The following is a 23,826-nucleotide window of genomic DNA, read 5'->3' on the forward strand; positions in this document are numbered from 1 at the left end:
TAAAGCAAGACCCGCGCCAAGAACCAAGCCGCCTTTCCTTCCGCGTCCGAACAAGTCACATCCTGCCGCCCTCATGACCCGCATCGTCACGTACAACGTCCATCGCTGCGTCGGGAACGACCGCCGTCTCGATGTGGGACGGGTGGCCGCCGTGCTGGCGGCGCTCAATCCCGACATCGTCGCCCTGCAGGAACTGGACGTCGGGCGGCGGCGCACCAACAACGTGGACCAGGCTCACGAGATCGCCCAGCTGCTGGAGATGACCTGCCATTTCCACCCGGCCTTCCGCGTCGAGGAGGAGCTGTACGGCGACGCCATCCTCACCTCCCTGCCCGAGCGCCTCGTCAAGGTCGGGCCGCTGCCTGGCTATCACAGGGTGAAGGCCCTGGAGCCCAGGGGCGCGCTGTGGGTCGAGGTGCAGGTCGGGGGGCGGCCGGTGCAGATCATCAACACGCACCTGGGCCTCGTGCCCCGCGAACAGCAGATCCAGGCGGCGCACCTCGCCGGGCCGCAGTGGCTGGAACACCCCAGCTGCCAGTGGCCGGTGATCTTGCTGGGTGACTTCAACGCCACCACCAGTTCGCTGGTCTATCGCACCCTCACCCAGCGCCTGCAGCCGGCCCGCCGGCTGGCGGCGCGCAAGCAGCCGACGTCAACCTTCCCGTCGCCGCTGCCCGTGCTGCGGATCGATCATCTGTTCGTCAGCGCGGGCATCGAGGTGCAAGAGGTCTCGGCGCCCTTCGACCCGCTGACCCGCGTCGCGTCCGATCACCTGCCGCTGGTGATGGACTTCGACCTTTCCTGAGGTTGGCCGAGGGCCCGCGCCTGGGCGAACAGCCGCTCGCGCCGGCGGCCCAGGCGCCAGGAATCCTCAGGTCCAACCGGGTCGCCCAGGTGCAGCGCGGCGATCAGTTCGGCGAAAGCGTTGCTGCGCGAAGGATCCACAGGCTTGAGGCGGCCTTCCCGGTTTAGGGCGTCGATGGCATGGACCAGCCCGCCGCGCTCGGCCCGCGCCTTGGCGACGGCGTCCCCGGTGTAGCCGATAAAGTGACCGACCAGCCGGTGCAGCAGCGCGGCGGCATGGGTACGGGCTTCGTCGCCGTCGCATTCGACGGTCAGCTCGATCTCCGTGTCGAAGCCGAACGATCGGTTGTTCAGGTTCGCGGAGCCCACGCGCACGATGCGGTCGTCGAAGATGCTGGTCTTGGAGTGGACAATGATCTTCGAGCCGGCCGAGGTCACGGGATAGAGCGCGCGGAACCGGCCGAAGACGTCCGCGGACCGCAACCGCCAAACCATGGCGCCGCGAGCGTTGTCCATCGTCAGTCGGTCGAACCAGCTGGGCGCCTCCCCCGTGGTCACCAGCACCACCTCCGGTCCGTCCGGCTCAGCCAGCCGTCGCGCAAGCGCTTCAGTGATCACCGGCGAGGTGAAGTACTGGTTCTCGAGGTAGATCGTCTCCCGGGCCTCGGCGATGCAGGCGACCGCCAGGCGCATGATCTCGTCGATGGGCGGCTGACGACGCCAGGTCGGCTGGGTGCGGGCGATCGACGCCGGCGCGTCGATCAGGTGCGGCGGGACATGGTCGGGCCAGGGGTCGCCGCCCGCGTCTTGCGGCGGGTCCAGGTCGCCCTCGCCGGGGCTACACCGCCAGCGCTCACGGAAATGGTCCCCGAGCGCGCGGGCCGCATCCCCGTCCACCATCATCATCACCTCGTGCCGCGGCGCGTGGCATTCCTGGTCGGGCATGATGCGGCGGCGGTCCTCCTCGAGGTGACCGGGCGTATCCCAGCGGTCGATGGAGATGTCGCCGCCGCCGCAGAACGCAAGACGGTCGTCGATCACCACGACCTTCTGGTGGTGGCAGGCCCCGAACGGCACATGGTCGTCCAGGCGGAACTGGACTCGCGTGCCCTCGAACCACCTGCGCGCCCGGTGAGGAAAGAACTCCTGGGTCGCCGCCACCGGCAGGGCCGATTTCCAGATGAGGACACGGATGTCCAGGTCGGGCCGCTCGTCGGCGAGCCGAAGCAGCACGTGGCCCACTTCGTCCGGATCGTTGGGGCCGTCGTAGCCGTCAGGAAACAGCCGGGTGCGCGGGTCGAAGCCCCACCCCAGGATCAGGATGGAGCGCCGCGCCTTCTGCATGGCCTCGTAGAGCGCGGTGAAATAGGCCTCGGTGTCGACCAGGAACGCGATCCGGCCGGCCGCAGCGGTCCGCCAGCAGGTCTCGCCCGGAACAAGCACACTCATGACGCCCTCACCGCGACCGGCTGGCCGCGCTGGCTCAAAGCCTATGGCCTAGCTGCGGTTCCGGCAAAGAAGAAGCGGGCCGTCCGTGAACGGCCCGCCGGCTTGCAGCCTTGAGTTGGGCTTGGGATCTACTGCTTGGCGACAGACGTGGGCGAGCTCAGGAAGGCCTGGCACGAGCCGGTCAGCTCGGCGGTGAGACGTTCCTTGCGGTCGGAACTCTTGGCCTCACGACGGGCGCGCTGGAATTCCTCGTCACCGCGATTGACGATGTAGCTGGCGCGCGCGCCACGCTCGGCCTTGATGAAGCTGTTGAGGGCCGCGGGATCGATGACGCCGTCGATGCTGGTGGCCAGGCCTTTGCAGCGGTTGGCCTTGAGATAGTCGACATCCGAGATTCGCTCGGCAGCGGAAGCAGCGCCCGCGGCGAAGGTGGCGGCGGCCAGCGCGATGACTGCAAACTTCATGAGAACTTCTCCCTCAAAACCTGGGAGCATGCTGCTCATCCCGCCGGTCCGACTCAAATGAACAAGCCGCAATGTTCAGTATTCGCGCATTAATATTCAGTCATGATACGTCAATGTTACGACAAACATAAAACTCTTGTAATAACCCGGGCGTTCGGGTCACAAGGCGCCCATGGCTGAGCTTGCGCCGAAACTCGACGCCGCGGGCGTGAATGCCCTGTTGCGCCGCGCCTTCCCCGACGCCCCCGAGGCCGCCTTCCCGCGCGTGACCGAGGTGGTCCCAGGCCGGGTCCACGTGGTCGCGCCCTATCGCGAGGGGGTGCTTCGGCCGGGCGGCGTGATTTCCGGCCCCACGCTGATGTCCCTGGCCGACACCGCGGCCTATGCGCTAGTCCTGGCTCACATCGGCGATCAGCTGATGGCGGTGACCTCCCAGCTCAACATGAGTTTCCTGCGCGGCGCCCGGCCGGGCGACCTTCACGCCGAAGCCGAGATGCTGCGCCTGGGCCGTCGACTGGCCATCTGCGACGTCCGCCTCTGGACCGAAGGGCCCGATCGGCTGGCGGCGCAGGCCAACGTCACCTACGCTATCCCCGGATGAGCGCTTCTCAAGACAGGACCGGGCCACCTGCGCCGATCAAGACACCATGCATCAAGGTCTGCGTGGTCGACGGCGAGAGCGGCCTGTGCCTGGGATGCTACCGCCGCCTCAACGAGGTGGCCGCCTGGGCGCGGCTGACCGACGAAGAGCGCGACCGGATCCTTGCCGAACTCCCCGACCGCCGCGGCCTGATCCGGCCCGAAAAGCTGGCGATGTTCTGAACCCGGCTGGGCCCGGCCTTCACGAATATGAAACCCTGCGCGTTCACCGCTTCCAAACCCAACCAGCGGTAGCTTGATCCCAACGAGGCAGGCCGAACGGCCGCTTAAGTCAGGTGATCGCGGTGTCTTCTTTCGGCAAACTCGCCATCGTTGCGGGCGTGTCGGCGCTGGTCAGCGCCTGCGCCGTGACGGCGATCAGCCCCCAGCCCATGCGCATCGCGCGGCTCGAGGCGGAGGGGTTCGCGTCCGGTCCCCCGAAGCCGGGTTCGGGCGCCGTGTCCAAGGCCGCCGACGGTCACTTCTGGGCCGACGCCCAGGTTGCGGGCGCGACGGGCGCCGCCCAGAACGTCCACTTCCTCGTCGACACCGGCGCCACTGCCGTGGCGCTGACGCCTGACGACGCCGCGAAGCTGGGCATCAAGCCGGCCGACCTGAAGTATGGCCACAACGTCACCACCGCTGGCGGCAACGCCCGCGCCGCGACGGTCACCCTGGCCTCGATCTCGATCAACGGCGCCAGGCTGGAGAACGTGCAGGCCCTCGTGGTCTCGGAAGGCCTCGACGTCTCGCTGCTGGGGATGAGCTACCTAGGCCGCCTCACCCGCTTCGAGGCCACGCGCGACACGCTCCGCCTCGAGCCCTGACAGGGCCGCCAGCGCCCGGTCGATGACCTCGAGGCCTGCGCCGGGCTTCACCCCCTCGACCGTCAGGATCCGCCGCCACGTGCGCGCGCCGGGCCGCCCGTGGAATAGGCCCAGCATATGCCGCGTCATGGCCGCCAGGTGCGTGCCACGCGCGAGCTCCGCGGCGACATAGTCCCGATAGGCCTCGACCGCCGCGTACAGGTCGACGGCCTCGCCCACTCCGAAGATCCGCGCGTCGGCCTCGGCGAGGATCGCCGGGGTGTGGTAGGCCGCTCGCCCCAGCATCACGCCGTCGACGTGCTTCAGGTGCTCCTGCGCCTCGTCCAGCGATCCGATGCCGCCGTTGATCACGATGGTGAGGTCCGGCCGCTCTCGCTTCAGCCGCCAGACCAGGGGATAGTCCAGCGGCGGGATGTCCCGGTTCTCCTTCGGCGACAGGCCCTTGAGCCAGGCCTTGCGGGCGTGGACCACGAAGGTCGAGACGCCCGCCTTCGCGCACAGGTCCACCAGGCCGAAGAGGCTCTCCTCGGGGTCCTGGTCGTCGACGCCGATCCGGCACTTCACCGTGACCGGGACTTTCACCGCCGCGCCCATCGCCGCCATGCACTCGGCGACGAGTTCCGGCTCGCGCATGAGGCAGGCCCCGAACCGACCCGACTGGACGCGGTCAGATGGGCAGCCGACGTTCAGGTTGATCTCGTCGTAGCCCTCCGCCTCACCGATCCGCGCCGCCTCGGCCAGATCCGCCGGCTCGGAACCGCCGAGCTGCAGCGCCACCGGATGCTCCTGCGGGCTGAACGCCAGCAGGCGCGCCCGGTCCCCGTGCAGCACCGCCCCGCTGGTCAGCATCTCGGTGTAGAGCAGGCTGCGCGCCGTCAACGTCCGATGCAGGACCCGGCAATGCCGGTCCGTCCAGTCCATCATCGGGGCGACGCAGAGTGAATGTCGGTTCATCTCAGGAATTTACAGATATATCTTCTGCTCTGGCGACAGGTCGCCGCCACTCTACGAGGTTCCACGCCGCGTTTCGATCCTCCGCGCGGCTTGGAGCACAGCGCCGTCCGGAAGACGGCGGAATGCGCGGTGGTGCGGGCGGCCGGGGTCGAACCGGCACGAGCCTCACGGCCCTACGGATTTTCGTACCACTTCGGCTTTCGCCGCCGCCGCGAGGCGTTCGTGGTCTGGACTATACCTTCGCCATAGCCGTCAGCCTTAGGCGCCGCCCGTCTAGTCTCTACACCTTCCCCATGCGGGGCTTGGCTCGGGATCGCCATCTGACAGGGTTCCCCGAATTTGAGCGGTTCTACGTCCGGCGTTTCCCCCGGCGCACTCAGCTGTTCAGTTCAAGTCCGTTGCGTCTACCAATTCCGCCACGCCCGCGTAGCCCTGCCGGATTGCCATAGTCGGCCGCCAGGCGCCAGACGGGCGAGCGCCCGTCGGGCGCCGCGGAGGAGGCCGTCAGCACCCGCGCTCGATACGCGATATCCCAAACTAGCGAAGCGTGGCCTTGCCGACATTGGCGAGGCATGATGCCGGGAATCCTGGGAGGACGCCGAAATGACCCGACTGACGATCGCCGCCATGTCCGTGCTGGCCGTGGGCTTCGCCGCCCCGCAGGCTGCCTCCGCCCAGGGACTGGGCTCGCTGTTTTCGTGCGACGCGCAGGGTTCGGCCAACACGACAGGCGCGGTCGTGGGCGGCCTGGTCGGCGCGCTCGCCGGCAGCCAGGTGAGCAAGAACGAGCGGACCCTGGGCGCCGTCATCGGCGCCGGGCTGGGCGCCGCCATCGGCAACAACATCGGCTGCCGGATGGATCGCAAGGCCCAGCAGGACGCCCGGCAGGCCTTCCAGCGGGCGCTCGACACCGGCAAGACGCAGAGCTGGTCCCACCCGCAGACCGGCGCAAGCGGCCGCATCGAGGTGCTGGGCCCCGCGACCTCGGCCGGCGGCTCGAACGGCGGCGGCTACGTGGGCCGCTGGCGCTTCGCGGAGGGCGTGACGCCGGCCATCCGCGCCAGCAGCGCGGGCGGAACCTACGCCGCCAACGGCCGGATCAATGTGCGAGGCGCGCCGAACACTTCCGCCAGCGTCGTCGACCGCCTGCAGCCGGACGAGGAGTTCGAGGTGGCGGGCACGGTGGCGGGCGGCTGGCTGGCCATCGTCGAGAACGGCCTGATTCAGGGCTACGTCGCCCGCTCGGTCGCACGCCCGTCGGGCGAAGGCCTCGACAGCGGCTGCAAGCTGGTCGAGCAGACCGTCAACGAGCGGGGCCAACCCAGCTACCGCGAACGCTTCAACGCCTGCCGCGACGGATCGGGCAGCTGGCGGCTGACGGCCGCCTGACCGATCGTCAGCGCGCGGCCACCCGGCGGTTCATTGCCGGCAGCGGCCGCGCCCCGTCGCCCACCAGAGTGAACGGCGCCCAGAAATACGGATGGGCGTGGTTTGGGTCCTTCTGCAAGGCCGCCTGCGACCTCTGCAGCGCCTCGGCCACGGTCGGCGCGCCCGAGGCGAACAGGCCCGTCATCAGCTTGACCGAAGCCTCGGAGTCCACCGACCAGTGCGACACGATCAGGGCGCGCGAGCCGGCGTAGACCATGGCCCGCGTCAGGCCGCCCAGGGCCTCGCCGCCGCCCGTGAGGCCGGTCCGATCGACGCTGGCCCCCGCCCCGCCCGTGTCGCACGCCGCCAGCACCACCAGGTCGGCGTCGATCTTCAGGTTCAGGATCTCGCTGGTGTCGAGCAGGGCGTCGGAGTCGCCCCCGCCCAGCGACGTCACCAGCGCGGGCTCCGGCACGCAGGCGTCCGGTTGCGGCAGGAGGCCGTGGGTGGCGAAGTAGAGCACTTGGTAGTCCGCCAGGTCCGCGCGCTGGCGGATCGCCTCGTCGCTGAACGCCGGCCCCGTCACCACAGACCCCGGCGTGCCCAGGCTCTGGCCGACCTGCCGCACTTCCATGGCCGTTTCCGGCAAGGCCTCGATGCGCATGAGCGCGTTGCGGGTCTCGCCGCAGACCCGCTCCAGCACCGCCGAGCGTCGCAGGAACGAGCGCGTCACCGAGGTGAAGGCCCGTTCGTCGTTGCGCGGCAGCGAGGGGTCGGCGAAGCCCAGGTAGGGCCGCTTGGCCGCCGAGGGCGCGAATGCCCGTGACTGCAGGAAGCTGGCGCCCGACACCACGAGCGACGAGGCCACCTTCTTTCCTAGCCAGGCCGTGTGGACGTAGTCGATCTCGCCCTTCCGGTCGGTCTTGATCGAGGCCGCGTCGGTGACGAAGAGCGCGGCCGGCAGCGAGACCAGGGGGCCGTCCGCTTCGTACACCAGGTGGCGCGCGGCCAGGACATCGGCCTTCACAGGACCGAACAGTCGGTCGAAGAGCGCGGCCGAGCCTGCGGCATCGAACGGGATCAGCGTCTCGGTCGGCTCCAGGGCCACGCGCAGACGGGTGACCGCGCCCTGCAGCTGGCCGCGCCCGATGTCCACCGAATAAGGCTTCACGACGTCGCGGGTCAGCAGCACCCCGTAGGTCCGCCCGGCCAGCGGCAGCAGCTTCAGATAGGCTTCGTCCGGCTTGAGCACGGCCTGCACTTCGGCGGCCGGCGCGCCTGGGGCGACAAGCTGATTGTAGCGCGGGTTGGCGGCCAGCATCCGCGCTTCCAGCGCGTCGGCGTCGGTCTGCTCGGCCTTCAGGATCTGCTCCATCTGGACCTTCACGGCGTCGGTATAGGCGCCGTCGGCCTGCAAGGCCGCGATCTGACTTTCGGTGGCGCGCAGCCGGCGGCGGCTGTCCTCGTAGGCGCGCGACAGGCCCGCGAGCTGGCCATCGCCTGCCGCCACCCGCGCGGCCAGCCGGTTGACCGTCTCGGCCGTGGCGCTCGACACCACCGTCTCGGCCGCGTCGAAGAACAGGGCGCCATATTCGCCGGCCTTCGCAGGGTCATGCGCCGACAGTTTCAGCAGCAGGTCGAAGTAAGGCTGGGCCGCGTCGGCCGAGCCGCCCAGGCCGCCGCGCTGGGCGCGGAAGATGGTCATGGCCCGGGCGTAGGTCGCCAGCGCATCGGCGTCGAGGCCCCCAACAGCCTGGGCGCGCCCAAGTTCGAGCAGCAGCGCGCCCTCAGCCGAGCTGCCGGCGTGGCGGGTGCGCAGCACGCCCAGCGCCTGGCCGTACCGGGTCGCGGCCTGGGCGGTCCTCCCCTCACGTAGGTCCAGCCCGGCGATGTCAGCTTCGACACGGGCCTGCAGCCAGGCGGTGAGCCGGCCCAGGGCGGCGCTGCGGACCAGGATGTCGCGCGCCCGCTCCAGCGAGGCCCGCGCCGCCGTCGTGTCGCCCAGCGCAGCCTGCGAGGTGCCGATCACATGCCACGCCTGGGCGTCCTGGATGGCGAGTTGCTCGACCAAGGTCACCTTCGACACCTCGATCTGGCTTTGCGCCGCCGATGGGGCGTTGAGCTTGCGCGCCACGCCGGGCTCGATCACCAGACGCCCGCCGCCGACGCCGGTCGCGCCGCCCGCCGACCCGATGCGCCCCTGCGCCGGCAAGCTGGCGGCGCGCAGGGCCAGCGCCTGCTGGGCCGCGGCGATGGCGGCGTCGAAGCGGCCGCGGTTCCGCTCGTGCAGAGCGCGATAGTTGAGGCTGCGCGCGCGCGTCAGCATGTCCTCGGGCGCGATCAGGCCCTCGGCCTCGGCGAAGAATCCTTCGGCCTCCTCGAAGCGGCCGTTGTTCGAGATGTTCATGGCCAGGTTCAGCAGGGCGTCAGCGCGTTGCGAGACCGGCGCGTTGCGCGCCTCGCCCTCGGTGACCAGGGCGCGGAACGCGGTCTCAGCCTCGTCGAACCGCCACTCGTTGTTCTGGACGTAGCCGCGGGTGCGCAGACGTTCGGGGTCGGCCGTCGCGGCGGCCTCGGCGGCGGCCAGGCCCATCATGTTGGGAAAGTCGGCGGCGATCTCGGCCTGGGCGGCCGAGGTCTGGATGTCGGTGGCTTTGGGCGGCGCGGCCCCCAGCGCCACCTTCAGCCCCGTCTCGATCACGTCCGACAGTGGCGCCAGGCCCTCGACCACCGTCAGCACGCCCGCCTTCTCCGAGACGTAGACGATGTAGGGCGCTCCGCCCTGCCCGCCGATCTTACAGGTGGCGAGCGTGGCCGGAACGCCGGCGGGCGCCGCCTCGGGCTCCCCGCATTCGGCGCGCGCCTTCAACGCCGCCTCCCACGCACCCTTCTGGCCGGCCGGCAGCTGGTACACGCGGCCCAGCACGGTCGAGTAGCCGCGGCAGCGCAGTCGCCAGGCCCTGGCGTCGGCCCCTTGGCCCAGCGGGTCCTGGTAGTCGCGCACGGCCTCGCAGACCGCGCCGCTGGCCGAGCTCTGGCCGAGGGGAAACAGCTCCGGCAGCGGGGCCGCGACCGCAGCGGCGGTCGAGAGCGCGCCGAACGCGGCGGCGGTCAGCAGGGTGCGCATGGGGCCGCTCATCGGTCCTTCCTCCAGATTTCCTCGTTGCCGGTCCCGGTGATCACGGACTCGGCCTCGCGCTCGTCGTCGTCGACGGGCGGCGGCGGGGTCAGCACCGGCGGGTCGATCGCCGCGCGCGGCGCCGCGGGCCGGAACTGCTGGATGCGGAACTGGCTCGCGGGCGTGGACAGCGTGCAGCCCAGGCCGACGGCGCAGCCGTTGATCCGGATCGCGCCGGTGGTGGTGTCGCCTTCGGCCCGGGCGACGCGCCGCGACGACGAGGCCGCGCTGCCGGAAAGCACGATCCCGTCGCCCTCCTGCAGCGCCCCGAACATGTCGGCGATCACCGCGCCGCCCACGGTCAGCAAGGGATCGGCGGGATCGACCCCCGTTCCGGTCAGGTAGAAGCCCGCCTGCAAGCCGACCATGCCCGTGTTCTGCTGGACGATCCTGTCCTTGGCGTAGAGGCTGGCGCTGCCGCTCACCAGGAACAGCTTGCCCACCTCGTCCTCCACCGGCGCCACCCCCAGCGGCAGGCTGCGGTTGATGTCGATGCCGGCCGCGGGGACGTCCTTCACAAGGTCGATGAAGCGCTGCGAGCCGATCAGGATGTCGTCGGTGGCGACCAGCTCGACACGATCGAAGGCCTTCACCTGCGTGAAGCCGGCGACAGCATCTCCGTCGGCCGAACCCAAGGCCCCCTTGATGACGATCTGCTTCGGCTTCCAGACGCTGTCGACGTCCACCGGATCACCGATCTTCAGTGCGACGCCCTCGTCGCTGGGCGAGACCTTGCCGTTCGCGAAGACGCTCCTGGTGTTCTTCGCCAGAAGGCGAAGTTCGGGAATTTTCGTGGCGTCGACGCTCAGGTCCTCGACGAGCATGTCGCTCTCGACCGGGAAATCGCCCTCGATACCTGCAAAGATGCTGAGCGAGGTGGCCACGGTGAACTTCTGCAGCGTGGCCTCACTCACCCGCCGTCCTGCGCCCGATCCCCCCACCGTGACCTGCGGGTCGGTCGCCACGATCCGCAGGACCGCCGTGTCGGCGGTGACTGCGCCGTTCACCGTCAGGTCGCTGAACGTCAGCCGTGTGAGGCCTCCGGCGCGTACATCGCCGACCGTGAGGCCCGTGGTGGCGGCGACTAGCACTTCACTGCTGCCGGTGAGCGTTCCGACGTTCGTGGTGTCCTGGGTCGAGCTCTGGATACTGGCCGCCGTCAGCGTGCTCGCGTCCAGTGTTTCGGCCAGGATGCTGATCGTGCCACCGGCGCTCAGGCTTCCCAGGCGCAGCGTCGGCAGCAGGTCCTGCGGCCCGCCGGCCTGGAAGTCGCCGGGTCGGATCGTCATGTTGGTCCGTGCGGTCAGGATCGGCACGGTCACGACGCCCAAGACGTCGAGGTTCATCGCGCCAGCGTTCGCGCCCGTGTCGCCCGCGCTGAGGCCACCCGCGCCAATGGTGACGTCGCGCGCGGCGATCGAGAGCGCCTGGCCCGCGCGGATCTTGTCGGCGGTGAGGTCCGATGTGCCGAAGCGACCGGTGACGAAGACGTTCACATTGCCGGACGCGTTGATCTCGCCCAGTTGCACCGTCCCCGCCCGCGCGCCGACCACCGGCGTGGACAGGCTGTTCACTTGGCCACTGGTGATGTTGCGGCCGGTGGTGATCGTCACCTGACCATAGTTGTTGATCGAGGATCGCCCGGTGAGCAGGCCCGGCGCGTTGATGAGCAGGCTGGTCACCGCCTGGCGGCTGATCGCCATCAGATAGATGTTGGCCGCGGTGGTCGTGCCGGCGATGTTCAGCGGCGTGGTCGCCAGCGAACCTCCGGCCGCGTTCGCCGGCACCCGGAACGTGAAGAACGTCAGGTCCTGCTGGGCCGGCAGGAAGGTGATCTCGTAGCTGTCGACCCCGGCGTAGGCCGCCGTGCCAACGTCGCCCGCAACGACCGCCGCGCCCGCTGCGGTCGTCACCTGCGGCGCCACCAGGGCCACGTAGCCCAGGCCGTTGAGCCGAGCGCCGCTTGCCGCCGTCACCGGGCCGCCGCTGCCCGAGCCGGTGAAGCCGATCACCAGGTTGTTGGCGTCAAGGAACTGGCTCTCGTTCACGGCCGCGCTGGTGGCGACCATCCCGCCCACGTCGACGACGGCGTTGGGTCCGAACGCAACGCCTTGGGGGGAGTAGAACCAGACGCCGCCGCTGGTCTGGGACGGCAGCGCGCTGTTCAGGTTGGCGGCCTGGTAACTCGCCACCTGGCCGTTGATGTTGATCGCCGAGCCGGTCACACGGTTCAGCACGATCCAGTTGCGCTGGTCGAAGCGGAATTCCGCGCGCTCGCCGGCGTTCAGGTTGAAGCTGTTCCAGTCGATGATGGTGCGCGGGGCGTTGACGTCGACCTGCACCGTGGTGGAGCCGGTCTGGATGATGGGCTGGCCGCCTCCGCCGCCGATCGTGGCGGGCGCGCTTCCTGGGACTGGAAGGGCAAGGGCCGGGCCAGCCAGCAGGGCCGAGATGGCGGCCCCCGTGGCGAGCGCAAGGCGGCGGGTGGGTTCTTGGGCGTGATGACGCATGACGGATCCTCCCGCGCTCAGAAGAAGCGAGCGGTGAGATTGAGGAGCAGGCGGCCGGGCGGCTTCTTCCGGTCGATGGCGCGCTTGTCGAGCGGCCGGGCGTAGCCGACGTCCAGCACCCAGCGCTCGCGCACCGGAACTTGGAAGCCGAGGCCCACGGACTTCAGCGTCTGGGTGAGGCCCCCACGGTCCTTGTCCTTGGTGCTGGCGATGTCGAAGAAGGCGTAGGGGCTGACGGCCCAGCCCGAGCGCGGCTGGAACGGCCCGCCGCGCAGCTCCAGCGTCGCCGCCAGGGCCTGATCGCCCGAGATGTAGCCGGGGTCGTAGCCCCGCCCGATGGTCAGCGAGCCAACCGCGAATTCCTCATAGGCCGCCAGTGGCTGGTTGGCGTACTGGCCCTGAACTTCGGCATAGGCTGTCAGCTGCGGCACGAGCGTGACCTGGGCCGAGGCTTCGGCCGTGAAGGTCCAGGCGCCCGGCTTGGCCTGGGCCCGGGACAGCCGGCGGTCGCCCTCGTCGGTGGCGCCGAAACCCTCAATGCCCCGGCGCAGGCTGGCGTTGCCCCGCAACACGATGGGGCGATAGCCGTAGTAGGTCGTCTGGTCGCCTTCGACGCGCGCGTAGAAGATCCGCAGGTCGTCGTTGATCAGCTTGCCGCCGCCCCCGAACCTGGTGTCCTGGTTGATCACCTCGACGCCGGCCGCGGCCCACAGATTTTGCCGCCGCTTGCGGATGATCGGATAGGCCGCCTCGGCGTTGGCCACCAGGCTGACGCTCTTCAGGCCCAGGCCCTTCAGGGCGTCGCCCGGATGGCTCTCGCCATAGGCCGCCCCGGCGCGAACCACCCAGCCCTCGCCGCCGATCCGGGCCTCCTCGAGCCCTTGAACCACCCACTGTTCGTTCTTGATCGTCCGGTAGAAGACCAGCGAGGTTCGCTCGCCGTAGCGTGTGCGGGCGTTGAGGTCGTATCGCGCCAGAAAGCCGAAGCGCCCCGTGGCCTTGGACTGCAGGTTCTGGGCGTTGACGATCAGATCCTGCTCGTCGCGCGTCACCGCCAGGTCCAGGTCCACGGCCCCGCGCTCGCCCGACGCATTCGGCCGAACGGACGCCTGCACCTTCAGGCCCGGAATGTCCGACGCCAGCAGCACGTAGCGCTGCACCTCGTTGACGTCGAACGGCGCCATCCCGCGCAGCTTCTGGGCGTACGTCTCCAGCAGCGGCGCCGCCGCGCCCGGATCCCCCCGAACCGACACGATGACGATGCGGGCCTCGATGACCTCCAGCGTCACAGCCCCGCCGTCGATGGTCTGGGCGGGGATCTCGACGCGCGCCAGCAGGCCGCGGTCGAACAGGGCGTCGGCCACCCGGTCGCGGATCTTGCAAAGGTCGGCCGCATCCCCAGGCTTGTTCAGCAGGTCGGCGTAGGCCGGCTGGAGCTCTTCGGGCCTCACTGACTGCAGCCCGCGGAACGTCACCGACGTCACCGTCAGCGGCGCAGGGCTCTCGGCCAACGGGCATGGGCCCGCGCCGGGCTGGCTGAATAGGTCGGCCTGTGGCGGCGGCGACTGCGCCCGCGCGGCAGGATTCAGTTCCTGTCGCGTCGGCCCCTGCGCCGGCGTTTGAGCATGTGTGATTCCAGGCGCCGCAGCGACGAAGATCGTCGCCGCCGCGCAGCGCGCAACGGTAAGCCCCATAACAATCCCCTGGGGCGCCCCGTGTCGACGCCGTCGGCCCTTTTTCGGCCAGACTATCGGAGTTCACAGCTTGGCAGCTGATGTCCCCCGACGACGCCATATCACACCGTTACCGGTCGTTTGCGCAATGCAAAATCGAACGAGCCGCGTTCTGGAACGCCTTCTGCCCCTGGCGGTTGAGCGAGGGACAGCCGCATCTCTCCTATGACGCGAGGTTCTTCGATGTACGTTCTTCCCGACCTTCCCTACGGCTACGATTCGCTCAGCCCGTTCGTGTCCGCCGACACGCTGCGCACGCACCACGACAAGCATCACAAGACCTACGTCGACAAGACGAACGACCTCGCCGCCAAGGCCGGGCTGGCCGGCCGGCCGCTGGAGGACGTGGTCCGGGAGGCGCAGAAGTCGGGCGACAAGAAGCTGTTCAACAACGCCGCCCAAGCCTGGAACCACGCGTTCTTCTGGGAGTGCATGCGCCCGCCGGGCGGCGCGGCGCCGGCCGGCGACCTGCTGCGGTCCGTGAATGAAGCGTTCGACAGCCTCGATGCGCTCAAGGCGGCGTTCGTAGACGAGGGCGTGAACCACTTCGCGTCGGGCTGGGTGTGGATCGTCACCGGTTCGGGCGGCCTGAAGGTGATCTCGACGCACGACGCGGACGACACCCTGGTCCGCGAAGGCGTCTTCCCCCTGCTGGTCTGCGACCTCTGGGAGCACGCCTACTATCTGGACTACAAGAACGACCGGAAGGCCTTCCTGGAGCGTTGGTTCGACAACGTCGCCAACTGGGACTTCGCGGCCGCCCAACTGGCTGCCGCCAACGGCCAGGGGGACGGGTTCCGCTACCCGGCGCCCGCAGGCGCGACCGCCGGCGCCTGACCGCTAGCGGTAGAAGATCCGCGAGGTCCATTTCTCGGAGTACCGGCCGTTCTTGTAGCAGGCCCGTTCGCGGGCCAGGCAGCGCACACCGTCGGCCGGGCTCCATACCTCGTCCCGATTCCAGTCGTCGTCCTTGTCCTTGTCCTTCGAGGCGGCGACAAGTGCGCCGACCACGATGGCGCCGAGGACCAGGCCGGCGATCGCGGCGGTGTTGTCCTTGCTCTTGGGCGACAGGTCGCTGACGTCGAGGTCGGAGGTTCGGCCCGAGCGGTAGTCGTAGGTGCAGCCGTAGTTGAATCGCGACTCGCCGCCGTTGCGGTCGTCGAACTCGCCTTTGCCAGTGACCCGCGCCTCGCCTCGACCGTCGCTGACCTTCGACGAGGTGATCCGAACTCCCCGCGCCTGGGGATAGCGATCCTGCACCTCGTAGCTGATTTCGCGGGTGCAGGTGTCGATGGGACCCCGGCCCTGGGCGACAGCGTACGTAGGCGTGGCAAGGCCCGGGGCGAGAATGGATCCGATGGCGAGGGCGGTGACGGGGCGCATGCGGGCCTCCTTCGGCAAGCGACGCCATTGTTCGCCGGTTTCCATCCCCTGGCAACGCGGCCGACCGCCTGCCTACACGAATGGCGGCCGGCCGCTGTCACGCTATCGCGACGCCAGCCGGGCGACGTCGCGCCGCACATAGCGCGCCGTGACCAATGGCGCGGCCAGGTCGGCGACCGCATTGTCGGTGGCCAGGACGACGCAGGAGCGATGCTGCATCATCGGCACGAGCTCCCTGGGGCTTGGCCGCGCCCCGCACACCCTGTGGGCCGCCAGCCTGATCCGCGCCAGCGCGGCATCGGCGCCCGAGGTACGGCCGAGGTCGAGGTCGGCGAAGGACACGGTGGTCTTGTATGTCTGATAGAGGCTCGCGACGGGCCACATGTCATCGGTGGTGATCGGCGCGGCCGAGGGGACGGCCGGGACGGCCAGGACGATCAGCGCGCCGCAGAGGATCAGGGCTTTCATGGCTTGCTCCGGGTTGCCGCCGGGGGGGGTGGCGACGAGGCGATCAGGCCATCGCCCGGAGCGCTCCGCGCGGCCGGGCAGGTGATGGTTTCCTGATTTCGGCGGCATGATTTTCTGATCGCCCGGCCACGGCGCGCCTTGACCGTCGCGGAGGCGTGCGTGCAGAGGCTCAGCCGCGATGATCCTCACCCTCTCCTGCGACGACCGCCCCGGCATCGTGGCCCGCGTGTCGGCCCTGCTGTTCGAGCGCGGCGCCAACATCCTCGACGCCCAGCAGTACGACGACCAGGAGACCGGCCGCTTCTTCATGCGGGTGGTGTTCGATCCGGGCGAGGCGGGGGCCGACAGCTGGCGCGCAGCGTTCGAACCCCTGGCCGGCGAATACGCCATGACCTGGGCGCTGCGGGCCCGGAAAGAGCGCCGGCGCGTGATGATCCTAGCCTCCCAGCAGGACCACTGCCTCGCCGATCTGATCTGGCGCTGGCGCCAGGGCGAGCTGCCGATGGACATCACCGCGGTGGTCTCGAACCATCCGGCGTCCACCTATCCGCACACAGACCTGCAGGGCATCGCCTTCCGCCACCTGCCGATCACGGCGGAGACCAAGTCCCAGCAGGAAGCCCAGCTCTGGAAGCTGATCCAGGAGACCGGGACCGAGCTCGTGGTCCTCGCTCGCTACATGCAGGTGCTGTCCGACGACCTGTCGGCGAAGCTGGCGGGCCGATGCATCAACATCCACCACTCGTTCCTGCCGGGATTCAAGGGCGCCCGACCGTACCATCAGGCCCACGCCCGGGGTGTGAAGGTGATCGGCGCCACCGCCCACTACGTCACCGCCGACCTCGACGAAGGTCCGATCATCGAGCAGGACGTCGAGCGCATCAGCCACCGCGACACCCCCGCCAACCTCATCCGCAAGGGCCGCGACATCGAGCGCCGCGTGCTGGCCCGGGCGGTCCGATGGCACATCGAGGACCGCGTGCTGTTGAACGGTCGCAAGACCGTGGTGTTCACCGACTGACCCCGCTCAGGCTACGCTCGCGCCCATGACCCGCCTGGCCCTGGTGATGATCGTGCGCGACGAGGCGCAATCCGTCGTCCGCGCGCTGCGCAGCGCCCGCCCGCACGTCGACCGGATGATCGTCCTGGACACCGGCTCGGTCGACGGGACGCAGGCCGCCGCCGCCGCCGAAGGCGCGGAGGTGCATCATTTCACCTGGATCGACGATTTCGCCGCGGCGCGGAACGCCTCGCTGGACCTCTCCGACGCCGACTGGAACCTGGTGCTCGACGCCGACGAATGGATCGAGGACGGCGCGGAATCCCTGGCGCCCTCCGTTCTGCCGCCCGGCGGCGGAGACTTCATGGGCATCGTTCGACGGGACAACATCCTGGATCAGCCCGGCGGCGAAGGCTCCGCCCTCACATGGATTCCCCGCGTGCTGCCGCGCGGCGTGAGATATGCCGGTCGGATCCACGAGCAACCGGTCGGCGTCGGACGCGGCGTGCCGCTGGCCCTGCGTCTCATCCACGATGGATTCACCGCCGAGAACCTGGCGCGCAAGGGCGATCGCAACGAGGCCCTGCTCATGCTGGAGCTGCAGGACGCACCGGAGGATCCCTACCTGTGGTTCCAGCTCGCCAAGGAGCATCAGGTGCGCGGCCGGCCCCCGCAGGCGGCCCTCTGCTTCGCCGAGGCGCTGCGACTGGCCCCCGTCGACGTCCCTTACCGCCACGCCCTCGTCATCCGTGCGCTGACCGCCTTCAAGACCGCGGGGCGGTTGGGCGAGGCCATGACGCTCGCCGACGCAGAGGTCGCAAACTGGCAGGACTCGCCCGACTTCTGGTTCGTGCTCGGCGACCTGTACCTGGAGTGCGCGACGCACGAGCCCGAGCGGGCCTTGACCGAGCTCTTGCCCATCGCCGAGTCCGCCTGGAAGCGATGCCTCGAGATCGGCGAGCAGCCGCACCTCGACGGCACGGTGACCGGACGGGGGGGCTACATGGCGGCGCACAACCTGGCCGTCTTCTATGAGACCCTTCGGCAGCCCGAGGCGGCGGCGAGGTACAAGGCCCTCGCCGCCCGGCTGCGCGGCGAGGCCTAAAAGCGCACGTCCACGCGGGCATAGTACTGGCCGCCGTTGGTGTCGTAGGGCGAGTTCCGCGAGTAGACGAGGCCGCGGCTGGCCTGGAACACCGCCTCATCCGGGTACTTGTCGAAGACGTTCTCAGCGCCGACGCGCACCGACACCTTGTCGGTCGCCCGCCAGGTCGCCGACAGGTCGAAGAAGGTGATGGCGCCGAAGTCCTGGAAGATGTCGCCCGTCGCATTGCCCGTGCTGTCGGTCCACTTGCCGTAGTAGCGCGCGCGGCCGAGCAGCTCGAACGCGCCCCAGCGATAGGTCGCCGAGGCCGTCAGGTTGTTGTTGGGACGCGACGTCTCGAAGAGCAGTTGCTGTGTGGCGCTGCGGCTGAGCGCGCCCGAGGTGACCTCGGTCTTGTTGTAGTTGTACGCGCCCGTCAGGGTCATCTGGCCTGGGCCGACATCGCGGGCGTAGGTGACCACCACGTCGACGCCGCGGGTGCGGGTGTCGAAGTCGTTGGTGAACCAGCTGATCGAGGTGAAAGCCGTGGCGCCGGGCACGCCAAGCGCGACCAGCTGCGCCCGGATCGCCGGGGTCACCGTGATCGTGGGCGAGGTCGAGAAGCGCTTGTCCATGTCGATCTGGTAGGCGTCGATCGAGCCGGAGAGGCCCACGTCGGTCTTCCAGATCACGCCGCCGGTCAGCGTCTTGGATTCCTCCGGCTCCAGCGGCTTGGAGCCCAGGAACACCGCCACGGGATTGGTCGGCGACAGGCGGCCCGTCTGGAAGAGCTGCAGGGTCACGGTGTCCAGGCCCTGCGACGTGCTGGTCGAGTTGAGCTGACCCGGGGTCGGCGCCCGGAAGCCCGTCGAGTACGAGGCGCGGAAGGCCAGGCCGGTGGTGACCTCGAACCGGCCGGCGACCTTGTAGTTCGTCGTGCTGCCGAACTCCGAGAAGTCCTCGTAGCGGACCGCGCCGCCCAGGCTCAGGCGGTCGGTGACCTGGGCTTCCACGTCCACGTAGCCGGCGTAGCTCTTCTGGTCCCACTCGCCGGCCTGCTGCGGGCTGAAGCCTGGGAAGCCGTTCGAGTTCGGCGCGAGGCCGAAGTTCGCGCCCGGGCCCACGGCGTACGAGGCCGGGTCGCCGGTCTCGATGCGGTAGGTTTCGGTGCGGTGCTCGGCGCCGAAGGCGATGTTCAGCGGTTCCGCCAAGACCTCGATCGGCAGGCGATAGACGCCATCGGCGTTCACGTTGACCTCTTCCTGCACCAGGCGGCCGAGGTCGAAGTCGAACGGGCTCTGCGGGCCCAGCGAGGCGTTGATGGAGTTGTTCAGGAAGAAGCGGCTGGCGTTCTTGCCGTACGAGGCGCTCAGGTCCCAGGTGAACCGCTCGCCCTTGGTCTGACGAACGCCCGCCACACCCTGGACGTCGCGGCCGCGGATGCCCTCCCGGGGCGTGAAGCCGCCCGGATAGATCTTCTTCAGGTCGAAGCCGGGGAACGCCGAGACCATGTTGAAGATCGCCGGGTTGGCCGCCGGGTTGCGCCAGTTGATGTCGTTGATCCCGTCCGCCTTCGTGTAGGTGCCGAAGGCGTAGGCCTCCGCCACGTCGCCAAGGGGGATCGCGGCGTTCACGGCGCCGGAATAGGTCTTGAGGTCGGGGTTGCCCCAGCGCTGGACCGGATCCGCGATCGTGACGCCGGGGTTGGCCGCGGCGAAGGCGATGGCGTCGGGCCGCTGGCGGCTGCGCGACGTGAAGTCGGCGTCGGACCATTCGAAAGTCGCGTTCAGGTGGCCGCCGTCACCGATCGCCCAGCCGGCTTTGGCGCCGATCCGATAGGTCGTGCCGTCGCCCTCGTAGAACTGGCCGGCCTGGCCGAAGGCGGCGTAGCCCGCCTTGTCGTCCAGCAGGATGTTGATCACGCCGGCGATGGCGTCCGAGCCGTACTGGGCCGAGGCGCCGTCGCGGAGCACCTCCATGCGCCCCACCGAGAAGCTGGGAATCTGAGCCAGATCAGGGCCTTGTGCCCCGCGCGAGCCCAGGAAGGCCGACCGGTGGAAGCGCTTGCCGTTCACCAGCACCAGGGTCTGGTCGGGCGACAGGTTGCGCAGCGTGGCCGGGCGCACGAACTGCAGGCCGTCCGAGGTGGGGAGCTTTTGGACGATGAACGAGGGCAGCTGCTGCGCCAGGTTCTCGCCGAGCTGGCTGGTGGCCGAGGACTGGATCGCGTCGGCGGTGAGCACGTCCACAGGGACCAGGGTCGTGAACGCCGTGCGTCCCACGTCGCGGGTGCCGGTCACCACGACCTCGTCGATCGTCCCTTCGCCGGCCGCCTCGGCGCCCCAGGCCGTCCCGGCCATGGCCGTCATCAGGCCGAACGCCGCCGTGGCGCAAAGCTGCGCCTTCAAACCCATCCGCATGGAACAACCCCTCTTTGTGCTTGAGGCGTGGCTGTGGCGGGTTTGCGTGACGTGTTTCTGACGGCGCCGTTAAATTTCTAGGACGGCCGGCGCGTCCCGCTAGAACTGTCCGTAGCCGCGCGCCATGGCTGCGGCGAAGATGGGCAGCAGCGCGAACAGCGCCGCCTCGTAGTGGATGAAGCGGCGCACGCCGCGCACCTGGTCGTCGGTGGGCGCGGTCCCGGCCTTCTTCCAGCGGAGGAAGGCGATCGTCGGCGGCGCCGACAGCAGGCCGATCAGCAGGAACACCCCTACCTTCGCCCAGAAGAAGCCGTTGTGCGAATAATAGGCCCAGCCCTTCGCCGCCATGCCCGCGCGGGCGAAGCCCACCACGATGATCAGGCCCGCCAGCACGCCATAGGCAATATCGACGGCCCCGATCCGCCGGACGGTCGCGACGTCGATCCCCGGCCGCACCAGCATCAGCTCGGCGAACAGGATCCCGAACAGGGCGAAGACGAACAGGTGGTGCAGGATGGCCAGGACGAGGTCGAGCATGGGTGAACTCCGGAACCGTCGTTGATATTTACATCGTAAATAAAAACGTCAAGTCCTGGCGTCGATGTGAGGCCGCATCGACGCCCCCGTCTAGACGAACTTCGGTTTCCGCTTCTCGCGGTGGGAGGCCAGGCCCTCGGCCGCCTCGGGGCCGGTAAAGCCCAGCATCTCCAGCGCCGCCGAGGCGTCGAAGGCCGGGCCGGCGCTGCGCAGCCAATTGTTCAGCGACAGCTTGGTCCAGCGGATCGCCTGCTGTGCGCCCGACGCCAGCTTGGTCGCCACGGCCAGCGCCCTGGCGTCCAACTCCTCATCGGGCACGCACAGCGAGACCAGCCCGATGCGCTCGGCCTCGGCGCCGTTCAGCGGGTCGCAGGTGAGCAGGTAGTACTTGGCCTTCGCCATGCCGCACAGCAGCGGCCAGACGATGGCCGCATGGTCGCCGGCCGCAACGCCCAGGCGCGTGTGCCCGTCGATGATCTTCGCGTCGGGCGTCACGATCGAGACGTCGGCCAGCAGGCCGCAGACCAGCCCCGCCCCTACCGCCGGCCCACGCATGGCGCTGACGACCGGCTTGGAACAGTTGATCACGTTGTAGACGATGTCTCGGGCCTCTTTGAGAATGCGCACGCGCATCTCGAAGTCGTCGACGATCTTCTGGATCATCTCGAAGTCGCCCCCCGCGGAGAAAGCGTTCCCTTCCCCCGTCAGGATGGCGCAGCGCACGTCCGGATCGTCGTCGATGGTCCGCCAGATCTCGGCCAGCTCCCAGTGCATCTGCTGGTCGGTGGCGTTGAGCTTGCCCGGATTGCTCATCACGATCCGGAGCACGCCGTCGGCCGGCCGCTCGAACTTCAGTCGCTGGTACTGCGCGTAGCGGTCGGCCATGGGCTCGGTCCTCAGAAGATCGTGTAGCCGCCGTCGATGACGAAGCTGTCGCCTGTGTGGAAGCGCGAGGCGTCCGAGGCCAGGTACACCGCGATGCCCGCGAAATCCTCGCCCTCGCCCCAGCGCCGCATGGGCACCCGGCCGATGGCCTTCTCGTTGAACTTGTCGTTCGACTGCAGGCCCGAGGTCATGTCGGTGGCGATCCACCCCGGCAGGATCGAATTGGCCCGAATGCCGTAGCGCGCATACTCCACCGCTAGGCCACGGACCATCGAGAGCACCCCGCCCTTGGTGGAGGCATAGGCCTCGTTGCGCGGCGCGCCGTGAATCGCTGAGGTCGAAGAGGTCACTACCAGCGAGCCGCCGGGATCGCCGGCGCGCGCCCGTTCCAGCATGTGCTTGGCGGCCTCGCGGAAGGTCCAGAACACGGCGTCCAGGTTCACCGTGGTGACCCGGCGCCACTTCTCGGTGGTCATCTCCTCAAACGGCGCGCCGCCGCCGATGCCGGCGTTGGCGGCCACGAAGTCGAGCCGGCCGAAGGCCTTCAGCACGTCGGCCACCCCGGCGACCACTGCGGCCTCGTCGGCGACGTCTACCGCCTGGACCAGCACCTCGCCGCCGTGGGCCTTCAGGGCCGCCTCGGCCTTGGCGTTCTTCTCCGGATTCTGTCCCCAGATGGCGACCTTGGCGCCGGCCTGCGCGAGCCCCTCGGCCATGCCAAGGCCGATGCCGCCATTGCCGCCGGTCACCAGCGCGACCTTGCCGCTCAGGTCGAAGGGATTGAACGCCATCCTCGAAGTCCTCCGCTTATTTGCGCGTGACTTCTCTAGGGCGCCCCTGCGTCGGTCAAGGCGGTCAGGCCTCTTTCCGCGCCCTCCCCCTTCGTGCCACGATCCAAAGAAAACAGGGGGCGGGATGCGACGGCAAAAGGTGCTGGTGCTCTACACGAGCAATTCGGCGCTGGATTCCAGCGTCGTCGGCTGGAGCCGCTACGACGGCACGGGCCAGACACGGCATATGGCCGGCGACGCCGAGGACCCGCCTTACCGCACCGGGCTGGACGCGCTGAAGGACGGCTGGCGCCTGTTCCAGGCCTCCCAACTCCTGCCGCACCAGCGCGGCGGCGAGTTCGACGTCAGTTACCTGAAGTACGAGTTCTGGTTCGAACAGCTGGTGGAGGTGACCCCATGAGCGACCTTCCCCTGCTCGACGCCCACGACATGGCGCGGTTCGCCGCCCGCGGATTCCTGCGGATGGACGCCGTGGTCCCGGAGGAGATCAACGCCCAGTTCCTGGCCGAGGTGGGCGACATCGCCGAACCCCAGCCGGGCCGCAAACTGCGCGCGGCCTATGGCGAGTTGCTGGCCAAGGCGGGCGTGCCCGAGGTGGGCGCTGGGACGCCCCTGGCGCGGACCTATCCGCAGGGCTCGGCCCTGGCGCGGATGCTGGAGCTGCCTGTCGTCGCCGGCGCGATCCGCAGCCTGGTGGGCGAGGACCCGACCTTCGACCACCACTTCCTGCACGTGACCTTCCCGCCCGCCTACCACGAGGCCGGCGGCGGGGAAAACGTCAGCCAGCATACCCACCAGGACTCGACGATCGACCCCCGCCAGGCGTTCGACGTGCAGATCATGTACTACCCGCACGCCGTGACCCGGGAGATGGGCGGCACGCGCTTCATCCCCGGCACCCATCTGCGCAAGGTCAGCGAGGCGGCGCTCGGCCGCTATCAGAACATCCGGGGCCAGCAGCACATGGTGTGCGAAGCGGGCACGTTGCTGTTCCTGCACTCGGGCATCTGGCACGGCGGCGGCGTGAACCTGTCGGACCGCACGCGGACCATGTTCAAGATCCGCATGAACCCCAGTCGCTCGCAGGTGCGGATGTTCGACGTCTCGACGCTGGAGAGCCCGGCGGGCCAGCGGCCGATCTTCTACCTGAAGGGCCCACAGCCGCGCAGCGTCGAGCAGATCCTGATGACGCCTGAGCCCTGGTTCGAGGACGACACCGGCCGGCTCGAACTGCTGAACCGCGTCAAGCTCTGGCGCTACCTGACGGGCGACCCGAGCTACGACGCGGACTACTGGCTGACCCGGCTGGAGAACCTGGCCGACGCCTGACCG

General features: G+C 69.3%; 22 protein-coding genes. 10 read left to right on the plus strand and 12 right to left on the minus strand.

Going from position 1 to position 23,826, the window contains the following annotated elements; genetic code table 11:
* The first annotated feature begins 73 nt into the window (after nucleotides 1-73).
* Nucleotides 74-805 carry an endonuclease/exonuclease/phosphatase family protein gene (locus ACODSY_RS06015; protein ID WP_488950756.1) on the plus strand — a complete coding sequence of 244 codons (732 nt, stop codon included), beginning with the start codon at nucleotides 74-76 and terminating at the stop codon, nucleotides 803-805.
* Here the strand turns inward: ACODSY_RS06015 and ACODSY_RS06020 are convergent.
* Together ACODSY_RS06020 and ACODSY_RS06025 are read right to left on the minus strand one after the other, a co-directional pair.
* Complete coding sequence (locus ACODSY_RS06020) at nucleotides 769-2,253, minus strand: phospholipase D-like domain-containing protein (RefSeq protein WP_488950757.1); 1,485 nt, start codon at nucleotides 2,251-2,253, stop codon at nucleotides 769-771. The genes ACODSY_RS06015 and ACODSY_RS06020 overlap by 37 nt on opposite strands.
* Before the next feature lie 128 nt (nucleotides 2,254-2,381).
* Nucleotides 2,382-2,717 carry a hypothetical protein gene (locus tag ACODSY_RS06025; protein WP_488950758.1) on the minus strand — a complete coding sequence of 112 codons (336 nt, stop codon included), beginning with the start codon at nucleotides 2,715-2,717 and terminating at the stop codon, nucleotides 2,382-2,384.
* Nucleotides 2,718-2,889: 172 nt separating this feature from the next.
* Here ACODSY_RS06025 and ACODSY_RS06030 point away from each other — a divergent pair, with 172 nt between their 5' ends.
* The 3 genes from ACODSY_RS06030 (at nucleotide 2,890) to ACODSY_RS06040 (ending at nucleotide 4,183) form a co-directional block, all read left to right on the plus strand.
* Nucleotides 2,890-3,318 (plus strand): PaaI family thioesterase, encoded by a 429-nt coding sequence (locus ACODSY_RS06030; RefSeq protein WP_488950759.1) that lies wholly within the window; start codon nucleotides 2,890-2,892, stop codon nucleotides 3,316-3,318.
* A complete protein-coding gene (locus ACODSY_RS06035; protein ID WP_488950760.1) occupies nucleotides 3,315-3,539 on the plus strand; it encodes a DUF1289 domain-containing protein in 225 nt (74 codons plus the stop codon). Before ACODSY_RS06030 ends, ACODSY_RS06035 begins: the two co-directional genes overlap by 4 nt.
* A 122-nt stretch (nucleotides 3,540-3,661) precedes the next feature.
* A complete protein-coding gene (locus ACODSY_RS06040; RefSeq protein ID WP_488950761.1) occupies nucleotides 3,662-4,183 on the plus strand; it encodes a TIGR02281 family clan AA aspartic protease in 522 nt (173 codons plus the stop codon).
* On the opposite strand, the gene dusA is transcribed toward ACODSY_RS06040, so the two are convergent.
* Nucleotides 4,127-5,137 carry a tRNA dihydrouridine(20/20a) synthase DusA gene (dusA, locus tag ACODSY_RS06045; RefSeq protein WP_488950762.1) on the minus strand — a complete coding sequence of 337 codons (1,011 nt, stop codon included), beginning with the start codon at nucleotides 5,135-5,137 and terminating at the stop codon, nucleotides 4,127-4,129. The genes ACODSY_RS06040 and dusA overlap by 57 nt on opposite strands.
* A gap of 603 nt (nucleotides 5,138-5,740) precedes the next feature.
* Between dusA and ACODSY_RS06050 the strand changes: the two genes are divergently transcribed.
* Nucleotides 5,741-6,526: a glycine zipper 2TM domain-containing protein gene (locus ACODSY_RS06050; protein WP_488950763.1), complete on the plus strand. Its 786-nt coding sequence runs from the start codon at nucleotides 5,741-5,743 to the stop codon at nucleotides 6,524-6,526.
* 7 nt (nucleotides 6,527-6,533) lie between these two features.
* On the opposite strand, the gene ACODSY_RS06055 is transcribed toward ACODSY_RS06050, so the two are convergent.
* The 3 genes from ACODSY_RS06055 to ACODSY_RS06065 are packed head-to-tail and all read right to left on the minus strand — an operon-like array spanning nucleotide 6,534 to nucleotide 13,887.
* Nucleotides 6,534-9,644 carry a CHAT domain-containing protein gene (locus ACODSY_RS06055; RefSeq protein ID WP_488950764.1) on the minus strand — a complete coding sequence of 1,037 codons (3,111 nt, stop codon included), beginning with the start codon at nucleotides 9,642-9,644 and terminating at the stop codon, nucleotides 6,534-6,536.
* Nucleotides 9,641-12,193 (minus strand): two-partner secretion domain-containing protein, encoded by a 2,553-nt coding sequence (locus ACODSY_RS06060; RefSeq protein ID WP_488950765.1) that lies wholly within the window; start codon nucleotides 12,191-12,193, stop codon nucleotides 9,641-9,643. Before ACODSY_RS06060 ends, ACODSY_RS06055 begins: the two co-directional genes overlap by 4 nt.
* 17 nt (nucleotides 12,194-12,210) lie before the next feature.
* On the minus strand, nucleotides 12,211-13,887 hold the full coding sequence (locus ACODSY_RS06065) for a ShlB/FhaC/HecB family hemolysin secretion/activation protein (protein ID WP_488950766.1): 1,677 nt from the start codon (nucleotides 13,885-13,887) through the stop codon (nucleotides 12,211-12,213).
* Nucleotides 13,888-14,109: 222 nt separating this feature from the next.
* Between ACODSY_RS06065 and ACODSY_RS06070 the strand changes: the two genes are divergently transcribed.
* On the plus strand, nucleotides 14,110-14,763 hold the full coding sequence (locus tag ACODSY_RS06070) for a superoxide dismutase (protein WP_488950767.1): 654 nt from the start codon (nucleotides 14,110-14,112) through the stop codon (nucleotides 14,761-14,763).
* Between the two features lie 3 nt (nucleotides 14,764-14,766).
* Here ACODSY_RS06070 and ACODSY_RS06075 read toward each other — a convergent pair whose 3' ends face one another.
* Both ACODSY_RS06075 and ACODSY_RS06080 read right to left on the minus strand, forming a co-directional pair.
* Nucleotides 14,767-15,309: a hypothetical protein gene (locus ACODSY_RS06075; RefSeq protein WP_488950768.1), complete on the minus strand. Its 543-nt coding sequence runs from the start codon at nucleotides 15,307-15,309 to the stop codon at nucleotides 14,767-14,769.
* A 102-nt stretch (nucleotides 15,310-15,411) separates the two neighbouring features.
* Nucleotides 15,412-15,777 carry a UrcA family protein gene (locus ACODSY_RS06080; RefSeq protein WP_488950769.1) on the minus strand — a complete coding sequence of 122 codons (366 nt, stop codon included), beginning with the start codon at nucleotides 15,775-15,777 and terminating at the stop codon, nucleotides 15,412-15,414.
* Between the two features lie 178 nt (nucleotides 15,778-15,955).
* Between ACODSY_RS06080 and purU the strand changes: the two genes are divergently transcribed.
* Nucleotides 15,956-16,798, plus strand: a complete 843-nt coding sequence (gene purU, locus ACODSY_RS06085) for a formyltetrahydrofolate deformylase (RefSeq protein WP_488950770.1) — start codon at nucleotides 15,956-15,958, stop codon at nucleotides 16,796-16,798.
* Between the two features lie 25 nt (nucleotides 16,799-16,823).
* The gene (locus tag ACODSY_RS06090) at nucleotides 16,824-17,882 is read left to right on the plus strand and encodes a glycosyltransferase (protein ID WP_488950771.1); all 1,059 of its coding nucleotides are present in this window, start codon (nucleotides 16,824-16,826) and stop codon (nucleotides 17,880-17,882) included.
* On the opposite strand, the gene ACODSY_RS06095 is transcribed toward ACODSY_RS06090, so the two are convergent.
* The 4 genes from ACODSY_RS06095 to ACODSY_RS06110 form a co-directional block, all read right to left on the minus strand.
* Nucleotides 17,879-20,281 (minus strand): TonB-dependent receptor plug domain-containing protein, encoded by a 2,403-nt coding sequence (locus tag ACODSY_RS06095; RefSeq protein WP_488950772.1) that lies wholly within the window; start codon nucleotides 20,279-20,281, stop codon nucleotides 17,879-17,881. The genes ACODSY_RS06090 and ACODSY_RS06095 overlap by 4 nt on opposite strands.
* A 99-nt stretch (nucleotides 20,282-20,380) precedes the next feature.
* A complete protein-coding gene (locus ACODSY_RS06100) occupies nucleotides 20,381-20,818 on the minus strand; it encodes a DUF2214 family protein (protein ID WP_488950773.1) in 438 nt (145 codons plus the stop codon).
* A 90-nt stretch (nucleotides 20,819-20,908) separates the two neighbouring features.
* Entirely contained in the window at nucleotides 20,909-21,703 is a 795-nt protein-coding gene (locus ACODSY_RS06105) for an enoyl-CoA hydratase/isomerase family protein (RefSeq protein ID WP_488950774.1), read from the minus strand.
* 11 nt (nucleotides 21,704-21,714) lie between these two features.
* The gene (locus ACODSY_RS06110; RefSeq protein ID WP_488950775.1) at nucleotides 21,715-22,494 is read right to left on the minus strand and encodes an SDR family NAD(P)-dependent oxidoreductase; all 780 of its coding nucleotides are present in this window, start codon (nucleotides 22,492-22,494) and stop codon (nucleotides 21,715-21,717) included.
* Nucleotides 22,495-22,618: 124 nt separating this feature from the next.
* Here ACODSY_RS06110 and ACODSY_RS06115 point away from each other — a divergent pair, with 124 nt between their 5' ends.
* Nucleotides 22,619-22,894, plus strand: coding sequence for a hypothetical protein (locus ACODSY_RS06115; protein ID WP_488950776.1), 276 nt, complete (start codon nucleotides 22,619-22,621; stop codon nucleotides 22,892-22,894).
* Nucleotides 22,891-23,823, plus strand: coding sequence for a phytanoyl-CoA dioxygenase family protein (locus tag ACODSY_RS06120; RefSeq protein ID WP_488950777.1), 933 nt, complete (start codon nucleotides 22,891-22,893; stop codon nucleotides 23,821-23,823). Before ACODSY_RS06115 ends, ACODSY_RS06120 begins: the two co-directional genes overlap by 4 nt.
* Nucleotides 23,824-23,826 lie beyond the last annotated feature (3 nt).

Source organism: Phenylobacterium sp. FG114, assembly GCF_057809855.1.